11 protein-coding genes, 1 pseudogene and 2 riboswitches are annotated in these 15,862 nt (G+C 64.7%); of the genes and pseudogenes, 7 read left to right on the plus strand and 5 right to left on the minus strand.

The window, feature by feature from the left end:
• Positions 1–137: 137 nt before the first annotated feature.
• The 3 genes and pseudogenes from ABVN20_RS24020 to nfuA all read left to right on the plus strand — a co-directional run bounded on the left by ABVN20_RS24020 (position 138) and on the right by nfuA (position 4,272).
• Positions 138–2,435 carry a fatty acid cis/trans isomerase gene (locus tag ABVN20_RS24020; protein ID WP_368558242.1) on the plus strand — a complete coding sequence of 766 codons (2,298 nt, stop codon included), beginning with the start codon at positions 138–140 and terminating at the stop codon, positions 2,433–2,435.
• 159 nt (positions 2,436–2,594) lie between these two features.
• Positions 2,595–3,630: pseudogene (locus tag ABVN20_RS24025) on the plus strand (acyltransferase family protein).
• A 57-nt stretch (positions 3,631–3,687) separates the two neighbouring features.
• Positions 3,688–4,272, plus strand: a complete 585-nt coding sequence (gene nfuA, locus ABVN20_RS24030; RefSeq protein ID WP_007959519.1) for a Fe-S biogenesis protein NfuA — start codon at positions 3,688–3,690, stop codon at positions 4,270–4,272.
• A 150-nt stretch (positions 4,273–4,422) separates the two neighbouring features.
• Here nfuA and cobM read toward each other — a convergent pair whose 3' ends face one another.
• The 4 genes from cobM to ABVN20_RS24050 form a co-directional block, all read right to left on the minus strand.
• Positions 4,423–5,169: a precorrin-4 C(11)-methyltransferase gene (gene cobM / locus ABVN20_RS24035; RefSeq protein ID WP_368558243.1), complete on the minus strand. Its 747-nt coding sequence runs from the start codon at positions 5,167–5,169 to the stop codon at positions 4,423–4,425.
• Positions 5,170–5,251: 82 nt separating this feature from the next.
• Complete coding sequence (locus tag ABVN20_RS24040) at positions 5,252–5,665, minus strand: cobalamin biosynthesis protein (protein ID WP_368558244.1); 414 nt, start codon at positions 5,663–5,665, stop codon at positions 5,252–5,254.
• Positions 5,662–6,366, minus strand: coding sequence for a CbtA family protein (locus tag ABVN20_RS24045; RefSeq protein ID WP_368558245.1), 705 nt, complete (start codon positions 6,364–6,366; stop codon positions 5,662–5,664). The genes ABVN20_RS24040 and ABVN20_RS24045 overlap by 4 nt, the downstream gene beginning before the upstream one ends.
• An 11-nt stretch (positions 6,367–6,377) precedes the next feature.
• Positions 6,378–6,572: a CbtB-domain containing protein gene (locus ABVN20_RS24050; RefSeq protein ID WP_368558246.1), complete on the minus strand. Its 195-nt coding sequence runs from the start codon at positions 6,570–6,572 to the stop codon at positions 6,378–6,380.
• A gap of 117 nt (positions 6,573–6,689) precedes the next feature.
• Positions 6,690–6,917: riboswitch (cobalamin riboswitch) on the minus strand.
• A gap of 164 nt (positions 6,918–7,081) precedes the next feature.
• A riboswitch (cobalamin riboswitch) is annotated at positions 7,082–7,295 on the plus strand.
• Positions 7,296–7,393: 98 nt separating this feature from the next.
• Between ABVN20_RS24050 and cobW the strand changes: the two genes are divergently transcribed.
• The 4 genes from cobW (at position 7,394) to ABVN20_RS24070 (ending at position 14,134) form a co-directional block, all read left to right on the plus strand.
• Positions 7,394–8,455 carry a cobalamin biosynthesis protein CobW gene (cobW, locus tag ABVN20_RS24055; RefSeq protein WP_368558247.1) on the plus strand — a complete coding sequence of 354 codons (1,062 nt, stop codon included), beginning with the start codon at positions 7,394–7,396 and terminating at the stop codon, positions 8,453–8,455.
• Positions 8,456–8,458: 3 nt separating this feature from the next.
• A complete protein-coding gene (gene cobN / locus ABVN20_RS24060; protein WP_368558248.1) occupies positions 8,459–12,325 on the plus strand; it encodes a cobaltochelatase subunit CobN in 3,867 nt (1,288 codons plus the stop codon).
• 148 nt (positions 12,326–12,473) lie between these two features.
• The gene (locus ABVN20_RS24065) at positions 12,474–13,475 is read left to right on the plus strand and encodes an ATP-binding protein (RefSeq protein ID WP_368558249.1); all 1,002 of its coding nucleotides are present in this window, start codon (positions 12,474–12,476) and stop codon (positions 13,473–13,475) included.
• The gene (locus ABVN20_RS24070; RefSeq protein ID WP_368558710.1) at positions 13,457–14,134 is read left to right on the plus strand and encodes a VWA domain-containing protein; all 678 of its coding nucleotides are present in this window, start codon (positions 13,457–13,459) and stop codon (positions 14,132–14,134) included. Before ABVN20_RS24065 ends, ABVN20_RS24070 begins: the two co-directional genes overlap by 19 nt.
• 440 nt (positions 14,135–14,574) lie before the next feature.
• Here the strand turns inward: ABVN20_RS24070 and ABVN20_RS24075 are convergent, their stop codons facing one another.
• Entirely contained in the window at positions 14,575–15,822 is a 1,248-nt protein-coding gene (locus ABVN20_RS24075; protein WP_368558250.1) for an NADH:flavin oxidoreductase/NADH oxidase family protein, read from the minus strand.
• Positions 15,823–15,862 lie beyond the last annotated feature (40 nt).

A 15,862-nucleotide genomic window follows, 5' to 3' on the forward strand; every position in this document is an offset into this window, starting at 1 on the left:
CCATTACGAAGGAGCGGGATCATAGCAAACCTGCGTGCTTTTAGAGCATGTGCGGCTTTTTCATGAATATCACTCATGTTGGTGGGGCGGCCGGATCTGTACAATCGCGGCGTTTTTTCAAGGATCGGGAACAGACCATGTCGTATCGCGTCGTCATCGGCAGTGTATTGCTGCTTTTAAGCTGGGGCGCCGTGGCGCAGGGCCTGCCGGCCTCGCCGGGAATTTCCTATACCCGCGATATCCAACCGATCTTCACCGAGAAGTGCGTGGCCTGCCATGCCTGCTACGACTCCGCCTGCCAGCTCAACCTGGGCAGTGGCGAAGGTGCGGCACGGGGCGCGAGCAAATCGCCGGTCTACGACGGTGAGCGCACCCAGGCAGCGACGCCTACCCGGCTGTTTTATGACGCCACCGGCAAGCGTGCCTGGCAGCAGAAGGGCTTCTATTCAGTGCTTGATGCCCAGGGCAGCCAGGCAGCACTGATGGCGCGGATGCTCGAATTCGGCCACAAAACGCCGTTGCAGCCCAATGCCAAGCTGCCGGAAGACATCGTCCTGGGCCTGAACCGCGAAAACACCTGCGCCATGCCGACCGAGTTCGACACCTACGCCAGCAGCCATCCGGGGCAAGGCATGCCGCTGGCTGTCACCGGCCTGACCGACCAACAGTACCAGACGCTGCAACGCTGGCTGGCGTCCGGTGCACCTATTGATGAAAAGGGCCTGGTGCCCAGCGCCAAGGAAGCCATGCAGGTGGTGCAGTGGGAGAACCTGCTCAACGCCCCAGGTGCCCGCGAGAGCCTCGTGGGCCGCTGGTTGTACGAGCACTGGTTCCTTGCGCATATCTATTTCAAGGACGGCGAGCCCGGGCATTTCTTCCAGTGGGTGCGTTCGCGCACGCCGACCGGCCAGCCCATCGACGTGATCAACACTCGTCGCCCCAACGACGATCCCGGTACGGTGTTCTACTACCGGCTGTGGCCGGTGCAGGGCGTGATCGTGCACAAGACCCACATCACCTATCCGCTGAGCGCGGCGAAGATGGCGCGGGTCAAGAGCCTGTTCTACAACGGCCACTGGCAGGTCAATGCCTTGCCGGGCTATGGGCCGGAGCGTCGGGCCAACCCGTTCGCCACCTTCGAGGCCATCCCGGCCCAGGCGCGCTACCAGTTCATGCTCGATAACGCCGAATACTTCGTGGATACCTTCATTCGTGGCCCGGTGTGCCGCGGGCAGATTGCCACGGACGTGATTCGCGACAACTTCTGGGCCCTGTTCCAGGCACCGGAGCACGACCTGTACATCACTGACCCGAATTATCGCGGCCAGGCCACGCCTTTGTTGGCGATGCCGGGACAGAACGACGATGTCGGCAGCGTCCTGAGCCTGTGGCACGACTACCGCGACAAACGCAACGAATACGAAGCCCTGCGCCGTGACAGCTACGCCGACCTGCCGGCGCCGAGCTGGTCGACCCTGTGGGCAGGCAACGACAACGCGCTGTTGAGCATCTTCCGCCATTTCGACAGCGCCGCCGTGACCAAGGGCCTGATCGGCGAAGTGCCACAGACGATGTGGTTGTTCGACTATCCGCTGCTGGAGCGCACCTATTACCAGCTGGCGGTGAACTTCGACGTGTTCGGCAACGTGTCCCACCAGGCGCAGACGCGCCTGTACTTCGATTTGATCCGAAACGGCGCCGAGCTGAACTTCCTGCGTCTGATGCCGGCCGATTCGCGCGAGGGTTACCTCGACGACTGGTACCAGAACAGCGGCAAGATCAAGATGTGGATGGACTACGAGGACATCGACGACGACAAGCCCACGGCGCTGAAACTCGATGCCAAGGACCCCAAGTACGATTTCGCCCAGCAATTGCTGGTGCGTTATGGCGAGCTGAACGCTAAGCCGGACCCGATCAACCGCTGCGACGGCGCCTATTGCTCGCGTCCCAACATCGACCCCGAGCTGCAGAGTGCCGAACAGGTATTGAGCCGCCTGACCTCGCGTCCGGCCGCCGGGCTGAAAGTCATCGACCAGTTGCCGGAAGCCACCATGCTGCGCATCGAGACCAGTCATGGCAAACGCGAGGTCTACAGCCTGCTGCGCAACCGCGCCCATAGCAACGTGGCGTTCCTGCTCGGCGAGTCGCTGCGCTATCAGCCGGGCCTGGATACCCTGACGATCTTCCCGGGCGTGCTCAGCAGCTACCCGAACTTCATGTTCAACATTCCCGCCGCCCAGGTGCCGGCATTTGTCGAGGCCATGGAAAACGCCAAGGACGCCAATCGTTTCGAGAAAATCGTCGAACGTTGGGGCATCCGCCGCAGTCATCCGCAATTCTGGTTCTATTTCCATGATCTGAGCCAGTACCTGCACGAGACCGACCCGGTGGAAGAGGGCGTGCTGGACATGAATCGCTACGAGAATCTTTGATCGACTTTTGCCGGGGCGGTGGTGTCGGATTTCATAGACACTGCCAAACCTCTGTGGGAGCGAGCCTGCTCGCGATGGGTTATCTGTGACATCGGTGTCGACTGACACACCATCGCGAGCAGGCTCGCTCCCACAGAGGCTCAGCCGGAGAGCCCATCAATGTTGATTTCGGTACAGGCCCTGCGCGCCCTCGCGGCCTGGATGGTGGTCTGCCACCACTTCATGCAGATTTTCTTCGACTTCAAGGCCCGAGGCCCGATTGGCCAGTTGTTCATCGACAAGGGCGCGGTGGGTGTCGATGTGTTCTTTGTCATCAGCGGCCTGGTGATCTTCCTGTCCACCCAGGGCAAGTCGCTGCCGCCGGGGCGTTTCCTGCTGTATTCGATTGTTTCGCATCGTGCCGGCGTACTGGCTGTACACGGCGCTGATGGCGCTGCTGGTGGTGTTCGCCCAGCCGGTGTTGCCGGACCAGACGGTCGACTGGTCGCATTTCCTCTTGTCCCTGCTGTTTATCCCGACGCAGAACCCCGGCGGCTACGGGATCTATCCGACGCTGAACGTTGGCTGGACACTCAACTACGAAATGCTGTTCTACCTGCTGTTCGCCTGGGCGCTGCTGTTCCGCCGGCAATGGCGGCTGCTGATCGTCGCCGCGCTGCTGTTCGCCGTGTGCCAGGCATGGACCGGCTACGGCTGGATCAGCGGGTTCTACCGCTCGGACATCGTCTACGAGTTCCTGCTGGGCATGGCCATCGGCATGATGTACCGCAGGGGCTGGATCAAGCCGGGCTTGAGTCTGCCGCTGCTGGGCATCGGCGTTGCGCTGCTGGCGATCTACTACCTGCCACCGAACCCGCGGTTTTTCGCCTGGGGCCTGCCCAGTGCGGTGCTGGTCATGGCGTGCATGGCGCTGGAACGCTTCTTCGAGAAGCGTCGGTTGCTGAAATGGCTCGGCGACTGTTCCTACTCGGTGTACCTGATGCACGTGCTGGTGTTGTCAGCGGGAGGTTTTATCGCACAACGTTACGGGGTAAACCCCTACGTGATGTTCGCGGTGTGCGTGGCAGCGATTGCCGTGGGGTCGTGGGCAAGTTACGAATGGGTGGAAAAATGCAGCTATCGGTGGCTAAAACAGCGGATCGACGGCCTACAGCGAGAGGAAAATGACGGTAGTCTTTCCCGACAAAAATACTAGGACTTTGTACGGCGCGATGATTGGCGTAAACTGCGCCCAAGCCTGTGAGGAGTTTCCATGACTGCTATTACTATCACCGACGCCGCCCACGATTACCTGGCCGATCTGCTCTCCAAGCAGAACACCCCGGGCATCGGCATCCGCGTCTTCATCACCCAGCCTGGCACCCAATACGCCGAGACCTGCATTGCCTATTGCAAGCCGGGCGAGGAAAAACCCGAAGACACCGCGCTGGGGCTGAAAAGCTTCACCGCCTACATCGACTCGTTCAGCGAAGCGTTCCTCGATGACGCCGTGGTCGACTACGCTACCGATCGCATGGGCGGCCAACTGACCATCAAGGCGCCCAACGCCAAGGTGCCGATGGTCAACGCCGACAGCCCGATCAACGAGCGCATCAACTACTACCTGCAAACCGAGATCAACCCGGGGCTGGCCAGCCACGGCGGCCAGGTCAGCCTGATCGACGTGGTCGAGGACGGCATCGCCGTGCTGCAATTCGGCGGCGGCTGCCAGGGCTGCGGCCAGGCCGACGTGACCTTGAAGGAAGGCATCGAGCGCACCTTGCTCGAGCGCATCCCCGAGCTCAAGGGCGTTCGCGACGTGACCGACCACACGCAGAAAGAAAACGCCTACTACTAAGGTGTTCGCTGCGGCATGAAAAAACGGCGCCCCGTGAGCGCCGTTTTTTTATGGGTGAAATTCGAGGGCCCCATCGCGGGCAAGCCCGCTCCCACATTGGATGGGTGAACGCAGGCCTATTGTGGGAGCGAGCCTGCTCGCGAGATGTTCTCAAGGGCGATACAAATGCGCATGCCCAGCCCGATACAACGACGACTCACTGAACTGCTCACTGCCCAGCACCCGCCCAACCAGGATCAACGCCGTACGCCGAAACCCCTTGGCCTCGACCTTCGCCGCGATGTCCTCGATCGTCCCCACCACCCAGTCCTGATCCGGCCAGGTCGCCCGGTGAACCACCGCAATCGGACAATCTGCGCCGTAGTGCGGTAACAGCTCGGCGAGGATCTTCGGCAAATGCTTGACCCCCAGATGAATCGCCATGGTCGCCCCATGCTGTGCCAGGCTGGCCAGTTCCTCACCGGCGGGCATTGCCGTCTTGTCGGCGTAGCGGGTCAGGATCACGCTCTGCGACACATCCGGCAGGGTCAGTTCGGCGCCCAGCAAGGCCGCGCAGGCCGCCGTCGCGGTTACGCCAGGAACGATCTCGAACGGGATATCCAGCTCACGCAGGTAGCGAATCTGCTCGCCAATCGCGCCATACAGCGAAGGATCGCCAGAGTGCACCCGCGCCACGTCCTGGCCCTCGGCATGGGCGGCCTTGATCAGCTCGATGATCTGTTCCAGGTGCAGTTCGGCGCTGTTGACCACCTGTTCGGCGCTGTGGCCCTCCAGCACGGCGGCGGGCACCAGGGAGCCGGCGTAGATGATCACCGGGCAGCTGCGGATCAGCCGCTGGCCTTTGACGGTGATCAGTTCCGGGTCGCCGGGGCCGGCGCCAATGAAGTAGACGGTCATCGTCGTTTCCTGTCAGAAAAGGGAGCAGGGCAACGCTTCAGATGAAGATTGCTCATGATCGAGGGTGGGGATTATCGGGGTTTTACGTGGTACAGGCCAATGCCAGGGTGGCCTGGGCGTATTTTTGTCGCGTGATCAGCAGGGAGGCGGGCGTGCCGGCCAGTCGTTCGGCGAGGGCCAGAGCGGCGCTTTCGGCGACGCCGTAGCAGCCGGTGCGTTCGAACGCGATTTGCGAATGATGACTGAGCCTGGGCTCAAAGACCGCCAATTGTTCGCTGCTGAAATACGTCAGCGGCAGTTGCAGCTGCGCGGCCAATTCGAGCAGGCCCGGTTCTTCACGCTTGAGGTCGATGCTGGCCAGGGCCTTGACCTGCCCGAGGCCGATCTGATGCGCCTGGAGCGCCTGGTCGAGCAGGGCCCGCAGCGTGCTGGCCGGGCAGCCGCGCTGACAGCCCAGGCCGACCACCAGGGTCGGCGCTGTGCTTGGATCGGTCATGCGTGGTATTGGCCATCGCTCTTGCGGCGGAACAACCAGGCGCTGATCAGGCCCAGGGCCAGCCAGAACGCCACGTTGGTCAGTTGCGAAGCGATCTTGAACTGCGCTTCCAGGGCTTCTGGTGCGAGCATCGAATGCACTTCCGGCTGCGGCGCGCCAATCACATGCGGCACAGCGATGATTGCCAGGCCCAGCAGCTTCATCAGCCAATGCCGACCAAATGCGACCAGGGCAATACCGACGGCGGTGGAGGCGGCTGTGCCGATCCACCACATTTGCCGCTGCGCCAGATCCGCTGCAGCGGTGCCTGGCAATTCCGGCGGCAAACCGAGGGTCGGGGCGAGGACGAAGGTGGCATAACCGGCCAGGCCCCAGAGCAGGCCCTGGGAAGTCTTGGTCGGTGCGCGCAGGGTGTAGAGGCCCGCGAGCATCAGGGCGAAACCGACTGCAACCACCAGATTGCCACCGGTGGTGGACAGCACGCGCTGCCAGCCGTCTTCGGGCTCCCAGGCTTCGGCATCGTGGCTGTGGGCGGCGGTGCCGGCGGCGTGTTCGTGGACTTCGACGGCGGCAGGTTCGGATTTTTCGTAGGTCTCGGCCTGCAGAATCAGCGGCGAAACCCAAAAGCTTTGCAGCAGGGTCAGCAGCAGGGCGGCCAGCAGGCCGGAAAACCCTGCGGTTTGCGCGATACGCTTGATCATGTCGTCAGGTCTCAATGGCACGGGAACGCGGCGCTGTGACGGGTATCGTGGGCAGCGTTGTGCACCGCCTCGATGTGCGAGAAACCGGCGAAGTAGACCAGGCACGCGCCCAGGATCGACGCGCAGACGGCGGCGGTCAGGCGTTGGGTCAGGGTGGTCGTGGTGGTGCTGGCGGATGTGTGGCCGGTGCTGCTGATGATCGACATGGCGCTTCCCTCTGTTCTGTCAGGGTGACGGGAGCGCATGCAGGGACCCTGCGTATCGGGCACGCAGAGGTTCGAACAGCGCCCGCCCACCGCGGGTTTGTTGTTTTCGTGATCGTAACGTCACGTTGTGTTGCGGGCCGGTCTCCGGGCTCACGAGGGGCTTGGACCAGAGCCCGAACCTGCAAGAATCGCCTTCCCATGCCGGTGGCCGGCACAGTGGCTGTGATTCTTCGCTCGCTTACCGTTGCGGGGGCAGCACCGGACTGACATGGCCTTGAGTAAAGCACATGATTCACCGGTTTCCCGTTTCACCCTGTGAAGGGCACCCGTAACAAAGTGTGTAGGAGAGCATGGGGCGGCTTTGCCGTCAATCGAGACCGCGTAGACCCCATCGCGGGCAAGCCCGCTCCTACAGTGGGTCTGCGTTCACCTCCCCCTGTAGGAGCGAGCTTGCTCGCGATGGCGTCCGACCTGCCAGCACAAGAATTTGACCCGCCCCAACACGATGCGTAGCCTTGTCCCCACGAGGTTCTTCGCCATTGGCGAAGCTAAGAAGGGAACGCGGTCGATGCCGCGGCTGCCCCCGCAACTGTGAACGGTGATGTTCGCTGCCACGCCACTGCAAACCCTGCACAACGGGTTCGCGGGAAGGCGCAGCGAATGCCGGGCCCATCGCCCGGCACACTGTCAGCCAGGAGACCTGCCTCGAAACAGATTCTCACTACAACCGGGCGGGGTGATCCGGTGGCGAAATGCTTGCGCGCACTTGGATTGCAGCGCTCGTCGTCCCGTATGCCCGCCACCTTGCCAAAGGGCATCCGATGAAAACACTGGCCAAACTCCCCGTCACCATCGTCACCGGCTTCCTCGGCTCGGGCAAGACCACCTTGCTGCGGCACATGCTCGACAACGCCGAAGGCCGGCGCATCGCGGTGATCGTTAACGAATTCGGCGAGCTGGGCATTGATGGCGAAATCCTCAAGCAATGCTCCATCGGCTGCACCGAGGAAGAAGCCGTGGGCCGCGTGTTCGAACTGGCCAACGGTTGCCTGTGCTGTACCGTCCAGGAGGAGTTCTTCCCGGTGATGCGCGAACTGGTAGCGCGCCGTGGCGATCTGGACCACATCCTCATCGAAACCAGCGGCCTGGCCTTGCCCAAACCGCTGGTGCAAGCCTTCCAGTGGCCGGAAATCCGCAGCGCCTGCACAGTTGATGCGGTGATCACCGTAGTCGACAGTCCGGCCGTGGCCGCCGGCACCTTTGCCGCATTCCCCGATCAAGTGGACGCCCAGCGCAAGCTCGATCCGAACCTGGATCACGAGTCGCCGCTGCACGAACTGTTCGCCGACCAACTGGCCAGCGCCGACCTGGTGATCCTCAACAAGGCTGACCTGATCAACGCCGAAGACCTGGCTCGTGTGCGCCAGGAAGTCGCCGAGGAACTGCCGCCAGCGGTGAAGATCATCGAAGCCAGCAGCGGTCGTCTGCCGCTGGATGTGCTGATCGGCCTGGGCGCCGGTTCTGAGGAGCACATCGACAGCCGCCACAGCCACCACGATCACCACCACGAAGGTGAGGACGATCACGACCACGACGCGTTCGACTCCATCTCCATCGAGCTGCCCCAGGCCGACGAAAGCCTGTTGCTCGATGCGCTGACCCAGTTGGTGGTGCAGCACGACATCCTGCGGGTCAAGGGTTTCGCGGCGATCCCGAACAAGCCGATGCGCCTGCTGATCCAGGGCGTGGGCACGCGTTTCGACAAGCACTTCGACCGTAAGTGGAACAGCGACGAAGCGCGCACCACGCGCCTGGTGCTGATCGGCCAGGAGCTGGACGCGGCGAAACTCGAAGCGCAGCTGCGCGCCGCGCTCAGCGTTTAACCCATGCACCTGCTCAGGACCCAGCCCGGCGGTTTCGTGTCGGATGACAACATTGCCGACCTTGGACAAACCCCCGCTGAGCTGGTGATCCTGTGCAGCGGCGACTCGAGCCTGGCCTTGCTCGCCGAAGCAGCGCAGCAACTGCCCGACGACTACCCCAGCGTGCGCCTGGCCAACCCGATGCAGGTGCAGAATCACGCCTCGGTCGACCTGTATGTCGACGAGGTGCTGCGCCATGCCAAGGTCATCCTGATCTCGTTGCATGGTGGCATTGCCTATTGGCGCTATGGCGTCGAGCAAATGATCGAGCTGTCGCGCCGGGGCGTGCAATTGATTCTGGTGCCAGGCGATGACCGTCCCGATCCCGAACTCAGTGACCTGAGCACGGTTGCTGCTCCAGACCGAGACCGGCTCTGGCATTACCTGCGCCAGGGCGGCATGGCCAACGCGCTGGACCTGTTTCGCTGCCTGGCCAATCGCTGGCTGGGCCGTGATTACGCGTGGGGCGAGCCGCAAACCCTGCCACGTACGGCGATCTACCACCCACGTAAAAGCCCGGCGGCCCTGAGCGACTGGCAAGCCGACTGGCAGGGCGGTCAGCCAGTGGCGGCGGTGCTGTTCTACCGCTCGCACTTGCAGGCGGCCAACACCGGGTTCATCGACGTGTTTTGCCAGCGCCTGCAAGCGGCGGGGCTCAATCCCTTGCCGGTGGCGCTGGCCAGCCTGAAGGAGCCCGGTTGCCTGGCGGTGGTCGAGGACTGGCTGGACGAGGTCCAGGCGTCGGTCATTCTCAACACCACCGGCTTTGCCCAATCCAGCCCGGAGGCGCCGCACCTGCGTCCGTTCCGGCGCAACATCCCGGTGATCCAGGCCATCTGCGCCCAGGACAACGAACCGGGCTGGCGCGACAGCGAGCAAGGTCTCGGCCCGCGGGACCTGGCGATGCACATCGCGCTGCCGGAACTGGACGGGCGCATCATCAGCCGGCCGATCAGCTTCAAGGACCTGGCCTGGCGCAGCGAGCGCAGCCAGTCCGACGTGGTGTGTTACCGGGCGGCTCCGGAGCGCATGGATTTTGTCGCCGAACTGGCGCGACGCTGGGTCGAACTGGCGCGGGTGCCCAACGGCGACAAGCGCATTGCCCTGGTCCTGGCCAATTACCCGACCCGGGATGGGCGCATTGGCAATGGCGTCGGCCTCGACACCCCGGCGGCGGCGCTGAACATCCTGCGCGCCCTGCGTGAGCAGGGTTATCCGCTGCCGGCCGAGCTGCCGGACAGCGGCACGGCGCTGATCCAGCAACTGCTCGGCGGCGTCAGCAATGATCTGGACAGCCTCGATCAGCGGCCCTGCCAGCAAAGCCTGGCGCTGGATGACTACCAGCGCCTGTTCGACGCCTTGCCCGAGGCCAACCGCCAGGCGGTGCTGGAGCGCTGGGGCACGCCCGAGCAAGACCCGATGTACCGCGGCGGGCGAATGATGGTCGCCGGGCTGCGCCTGGGCCTGACCTTCGTCGGCATCCAGCCGGCACGGGGTTATCAGGTTGACCCGAGCGCGGTCTATCACGACCCCGACCTGGTGCCGCCACACGGTTACCTGGCGTTCTATTTCTGGTTGCGCCAGGCCTACGGCGCCCATGGCGTGATCCACGTCGGCAAGCACGGCAACCTGGAATGGCTGCCGGGCAAGGGCGTCGGCCTGTCAGAAAACTGCTGGCCGGACGCGCTGCTCGGCCCGCTGCCGAACATCTACCCGTTCATCGTCAACGACCCGGGCGAGGGCGCCCAGGCCAAGCGGCGTACGCAGGCGGTGATCATCGACCACCTGATGCCGCCGCTGACCCGCGCAGAAACCTACGGCCCGCTGCGCAACCTGGAGCTGTTGGCCGACGAGTATTACGAAGCGCAACTGCTCGATCCACGGCGCGCCCGGGAATTGCAGCGCGACATCCTGCAACTGGTGCGCGACAGCCACATCGACCGCGAACTGCAACTGGACGAACCCCTGGACAGCGACGCCGACGCGGCGATCTGGCTGCCCCGGCTGGACACCTACCTGTGCGACTTGAAGGAATCGCAGATCCGCGATGGCCTGCACATCTTCGGCGAATCACCGAGCGGACGCCTGCGCATCGACACACTGCTGGCGCTGCTGCGCATTCCCCGCGGCGACGGGCGCGGGGCGCAGTCGAGCCTGTTGCGGGCGTTGGCCAAGGCGCTGGAGTTGGGTTTCGACCCGCTCGATTGCGCACTGGCCGAAGCCTGGACCGGGCCGCGGCCGGAGGCGTTGCTGGCGGTCAGTGCGGAGCTGTGGCGCACGGCGGGGGATACCCGTGAGCGGTTGGAGTTGTTCGCCGCGCAACTGATCTCACAAACGCTGAACGCACCCCTTCACTGTGGGAGCGAGCCTGCTCGCGATGGTGTATCAGACACATTGGAGGTAACTGACAGACCATCGCGAGCAGGCTCGCTCCCACAGAATCCAAACCCAAATCAGGGGTCGGGTTGGGCAGAGGTCGAAGCCATCCTCGACCACCTGCACGAAGTCGTCGCCCCACGCCTCGACGCCTGCGGCCCCGCTGAAATGCGCGGTCTGCTCGATGCCCTCAGCGGTCGCTTCGTCCCCGCCGGCCCCAGCGGCGCCCCCAGCCGTGGTCGCCTCGATGTGCTGCCCACCGGGCGCAATTTCTACTCGGTGGACGTGCGCAACCTGCCCACCACCACCGCGTGGCGTATCGGCTTCCAGTCGGCCAACCTGATTCTCGAACGGCACCTGCAGGACCATGGCGATCACCTGCGTCAGCTCGGTCTGTCGGTGTGGGGCACCGCGACCATGCGCACCGGCGGCGACGACATCGCCCAGGCCATGGCCCTGATGGGCGTGCGGCCGGTCTGGGCCACGGGCAGCCAGCGGGTCGACGACTTCGAGATCCTGCCGTTGAGCCTGCTCGATCGGCCGCGGGTGGATGTGACCTTGCGCGTGTCCGGGTTCTTCCGTGATGCGTTCGCCAACCTGATCCGCCTGTTCGATGCGGCAGTGCAGGCAGTGGCCGCGCTCGACGAACCGGACGACCTCAACCCGCTGGCAGCCAAGGTCCGTGCCGAGCGCGCAAGCCTGGTGCAGGCGGGGCTGGATGAAGATGCCGCAAGGCGCCAGGCCGGCTGGCGGATTTTCGGTGCCAAACCGGGGGCCTATGGCGCCGGGGTGCAGGGCGCCATCGACGGTCGCCTGTGGCAAAGCCGCGAAGACCTGGCCGAGGTGTACCTGAATTGGGGCGGCTATGCGTACGGCGGTGCCGACGAGGGCACCGCCGCCCGCGAGCAGTTCGCCCAGCGCCTGAGCCAGGTGCAGGCGGTGTTGCAGAACCAGGACAACCGCGAGCACGACCTGCTCGATTCCAATGACTATTACCAGTTCCAGGGCGGCATGCTCGCCGCCGTGGAAAGCCTCGGCGGAGCAGCGGCGGCCAGTTACCATGGCGATCACAGCCAGCCGGACCTGCCGAAGATCCGCACGCTCAAGGAAGAACTGAACCGGGTGATCCGTTCGCGAGCGGCCAACCCGAAGTGGCTCGAGGGCGTCAAGCGCCACGGCTACAAGGGCGCGTTCGAGATGGCAGCGACGGTCGACAACCTGTTCGCCTTCGACGCGACCACCCAGTTGATCGACGATCACCACTACGCCTTGCTGGCCGACGCCTACCTGCTCGACCCGGCGACCCGGGATTTCGTGCGCGAGCACAACCCCCACGCCCTGCGCGACATGACCGAGCGCCTGCTCGAAGCGCAGCAGCGGGGCATGTGGCAGGAACCGGGCGAGTACCGCGAGGCGCTGGAAAACCTGTTGCTGGATATAGAAGAAGATGGCTGACCAGTCCTCATCCCATGCCCTGTGGGAGCGAGCCTGCTCGCGATGGACTGTCAGCCGGCTCCGATGTGACTGACACTCCATCGCGAGCAGGCTCGCTCCCACAGGTATTTCATCTTCACCAGTTACCGACCATGACCGAGATTGAACCATGACCCACACCCCCCATTTCCCCCTCTCCGCCGTGGTCGGCGCCGACGACTTGAAACTCGCCCTGTACCTGACCGCCATCGACCCGAAAATCGGCGGTGTGCTGATCGAAGGCCCGCGGGGCATGGCCAAGTCCACTCTGGCCCGCGGCCTGGCGGACCTGTTGGCCAGCGGCCAGTTCGTCACCTTGCCCCTGGGCGCCACCGAAGAGCGTCTGGTCGGTACCCTCGACCTTGACGCCGCCCTGAGCGAAGGGCGTGCGCAGTTCTCGCCCGGCGTGCTGGCCAAGGCCGATGGCGGCGTGCTGTATGTCGATGAGGTCAATCTGCTGCCGGATCACCTGGTTGACCTGCTGCTCGACGTGGCGGCCAGTGGCACCAACCTGATCGAGCGGGACGGCATTTCCCATCGCCACCCGGCCCGGTTCGTGCTGATCGGCACGATGAACCCGGAGGAGGGCGAGTTGCGCCCGCAACTGCTCGACCGCTTCGGCCTCAACGTCGCCCTCGGGGGGCATACGGCGCCGGCGCAACGGGGCCAGATCATCCGCCGCCGCCTGGATTTCGACAGCGACCCACAGGGTTTCTGTGCGCACTGGGAGGCGCAGCAACAGGCGCTGCGTGAGCGCTGCGAGCAGGCGCGGCGGCAGTTGGCGAACATCCCGCTGGACGACGAAGCCCTGGCGCAGATCACCGAGCGTTGCTTTGCTGCAGGTGTCGACGGCCTGCGTGCCGACCTGGTCTGGCTGCGGGCGGCCCGGGCCCACGCGGCGTGGCGCGGGGCGGACGCGATTGCCGGGGAAGACATCAATGCGGTGGCTGATTTCGCCTTGCGCCACCGGCGTCGCGAACCATCGCCGCCAGCACCGGAGCAACCCGCCCAGGCGCCTTCCCGGCAAGACAACCAGCCTGGCACCGGCCAGGGCCAATGGGGCGAAATGCCGCCCCAGGCCCTGCCGGTCGGTGCTCGGCGTGAAGTGCCGAGCTGGCCAAAAAAGCCCTAGGCATTCGCCCCCGGTCACACGCGGGGGCGAATGCCAGACCCCGCGCCGGGCACCTGGAGCACGGCAAACAAGGCAAACGACGGGCCGCGCGTGAAGGCTCGGTCAACTGGCCAGGCACCTTGCTCAAGGGCCGACCGCGTCAACGCCAGGACCTTGAGTTCCAGTTGCGCACCCGTTCGCCTCATGAGGTGTGGCTGGTGATCGTCGACGCCTCGGCCTCGACCCGTCGCCATCGGGCGCTGAGTGATGCCAAGGGGCTATTGGCGCAACTGTTCGATGACGCGTACCGCCAGCGCGCACGCCTGGCGCTGTTGACGGCCAGCGGCGCCGCGCCGAAATGGCAGGTGCAGGGGCTGAAGGCCTCACGCGGCCTGGGCCACTGGCTCGACAACCTCGGCGCCGGTGGCGGCACGCCGTTGCTGGCGGCGTTGCACGAAGCCGAGCGTTGGATGAGCGTGCGCAAAAAACGCTTTCCGGCCGAGCAACAGCGACTGCTGGTGGTCACCGATGGACGTTTGAAGGATGGCCCGACCCTGGCCCCGCTGGATTGCCCGGCCTTGCTGATCGACATCGAGCGCGGCCCGATCCGCCTGGGCCGCAGCAAACGCCTGGCGCAGCAGTTGCAGGCCGAGTATCGGCACATCGACGAACCCCTGTGAACACCGCCCCATTGTGGGGGCTGCGAACACCAAACCGATGTGGGAGTGCATTCCCCTGTGGGAGCGGGCTTGCTCGCGATGGTCGTCAACGGTGACGCGGGTCGTCTGATACCCAGCGGTGTCTGGGCTTGCATCGCGGGCAAGCCCGCTCCCACAGTTGACCGCATTCCCCTGTGGGAGCGAGCCTGCTCGCGATGGTCTTCAACGATGACGCGGGCTGCCTGACGCCCAGCGGTGTCCCGGCCAACATCGCGGGCAAGCCCGCTCCCACAGTTGACCGCATTCCCCTGTGGGAGCGAGCCTGCTCGCGATGGTCTTCAACGATGACGGGGGCTGCCTGATGCCCAGGGGCGTCCCGGCCACCATCGCGAGCAGGCTCGCTCCCACAGTGGGCAGTGAACACCGGGCCTTTGTGGGAGCGGGCTTGCCCGCGATGGTCGCTAACGATGACGCGGGCTGCCTGTCACCCCACCCATCGCACTTCGATACTGCCGGGTCCGCCGGGCGAGATACACCTGGTCCAGCACCAACGCCAACCACGCGGCCACCTGGGGCTTGGGCTTGCGCCCGCGGCTCAAGCGGCGAATCTGGAATTTCACCACCGCCATGTTCGCCAACGCCGCCAGTGGCTTGCGCTTCCAGCGAATCGGCGGCAATTGCGGGTGGCTGTCCTGGCCTTCGCGCCAGCGCTTGACCAGATGCGGTTCCACCGCCAACGCGGTGCCGATGCCGGCCATGGCGATGCCGCTGTCGAGGACCTGCTCGACCACCGCCAGGCGACGGATCCCGCCGGTGACCATCACCGGCATGCGCGCCACGTTGGCCAATTCGCCGGCCATGTCCAAAAAGTACGCCTCGCGCGCCAGCGTCCGACCGTCCCGGGCTTCGCCCTGCATGGCCGGTGCCTCGTAACTGCCGCCCGACAACTCCAGCAGGTCGATCGGCTTGTCGTTGAGCCACTCGATCACCTGGCGCGCATCGTCGGCATCGAAGCCACCACGCTGGAAATCCGCCGAGTTGAGCTTCACCGCCACGCAAAAACCGGGCGACACCGCCTGGCGCACGGCGTCGATCACCTTGAGCAGCAAGCGCGCACGGTTTTCCAGCGTGCCGCCCCATTGATCAGTACGGCGGTTGGTCAACGGCGACAGAAACTGGCTGAGCAAGTAACCGTGGGCGGCATGAATCTGCACGCCACTGAAACCGGCTTTTTCCGCGAGCGCCGCGCTGGTGGCGAAACGCTGGATCACCTCGTCGATGTCCGCTTCGCTCATCGGGATGGGCTCGGCGAACATCTTCGAAAACTTGCCCAAGTCCAGGGCCACTGCCGACGGCGCGAGCGCCGGCTGTCCGAGGTTGGCCATGGTCTGCCGGCCCGGATGATTGAGCTGCATCCAGAAGTGCGCACCCCCGGAGCGGCCGATGCGTGCCCACTCGCGGAACCGCTCTAGATTGCGCTCATCCTCCAGCACCACACCGGCCGGCCCGGTCATGGCGCGGCGGTCGATCATCACGTTACCGGTCAGCAGCAGCCCGGCCTCGCCCTCAGCCCAGGCCTGGTACAGGCGAAACAGCGCGCGGTCCGGCGCCTGCGTGGCGTCCGCGAGGTTTTCTTCCATCGCCGCCTTGGCGATGCGGTTGCCGACGGTCTGGCCGTTGGGCAGGTTCAGGGTTTGGAAGGGCGACATGCTTGACTCCTCAGCAGTGATGGGAGGAGGCTAAGCTTAA

Origin of the sequence: Pseudomonas sp. MYb118 (assembly GCF_040947875.1) — a bacterium.
Lineage (GTDB): Bacteria > Pseudomonadota > Gammaproteobacteria > Pseudomonadales > Pseudomonadaceae > Aquipseudomonas.

Excerpts from the sequence above, each read along its gene's own strand:
- ABVN20_RS24020 (WP_368558242.1), top strand. The coding sequence starts at position 138 with ATGTCGTATCGCGTCGTCATCGGCAGTGTATTGCTGCTTTTAAGCTGG.
- nfuA (WP_007959519.1), top strand. The coding sequence starts at position 3,688 with ATGACTGCTATTACTATCACCGACGCCGCCCACGATTACCTGGCCGAT.
- cobM (WP_368558243.1), bottom strand. The coding sequence starts at position 5,169 with ATGACCGTCTACTTCATTGGCGCCGGCCCCGGCGACCCGGAACTGATC.
- ABVN20_RS24040 (WP_368558244.1), bottom strand. The coding sequence starts at position 5,665 with ATGACCGATCCAAGCACAGCGCCGACCCTGGTGGTCGGCCTGGGCTGT.
- ABVN20_RS24045 (WP_368558245.1), bottom strand. The coding sequence starts at position 6,366 with ATGATCAAGCGTATCGCGCAAACCGCAGGGTTTTCCGGCCTGCTGGCC.
- ABVN20_RS24050 (WP_368558246.1), bottom strand. The coding sequence starts at position 6,572 with ATGTCGATCATCAGCAGCACCGGCCACACATCCGCCAGCACCACCACG.
- cobW (WP_368558247.1), top strand. The coding sequence starts at position 7,394 with ATGAAAACACTGGCCAAACTCCCCGTCACCATCGTCACCGGCTTCCTC.
- cobN (WP_368558248.1), top strand. The coding sequence starts at position 8,459 with ATGCACCTGCTCAGGACCCAGCCCGGCGGTTTCGTGTCGGATGACAAC.
- ABVN20_RS24065 (WP_368558249.1), top strand. The coding sequence starts at position 12,474 with ATGACCCACACCCCCCATTTCCCCCTCTCCGCCGTGGTCGGCGCCGAC.
- ABVN20_RS24075 (WP_368558250.1), bottom strand. The coding sequence starts at position 15,822 with ATGTCGCCCTTCCAAACCCTGAACCTGCCCAACGGCCAGACCGTCGGC.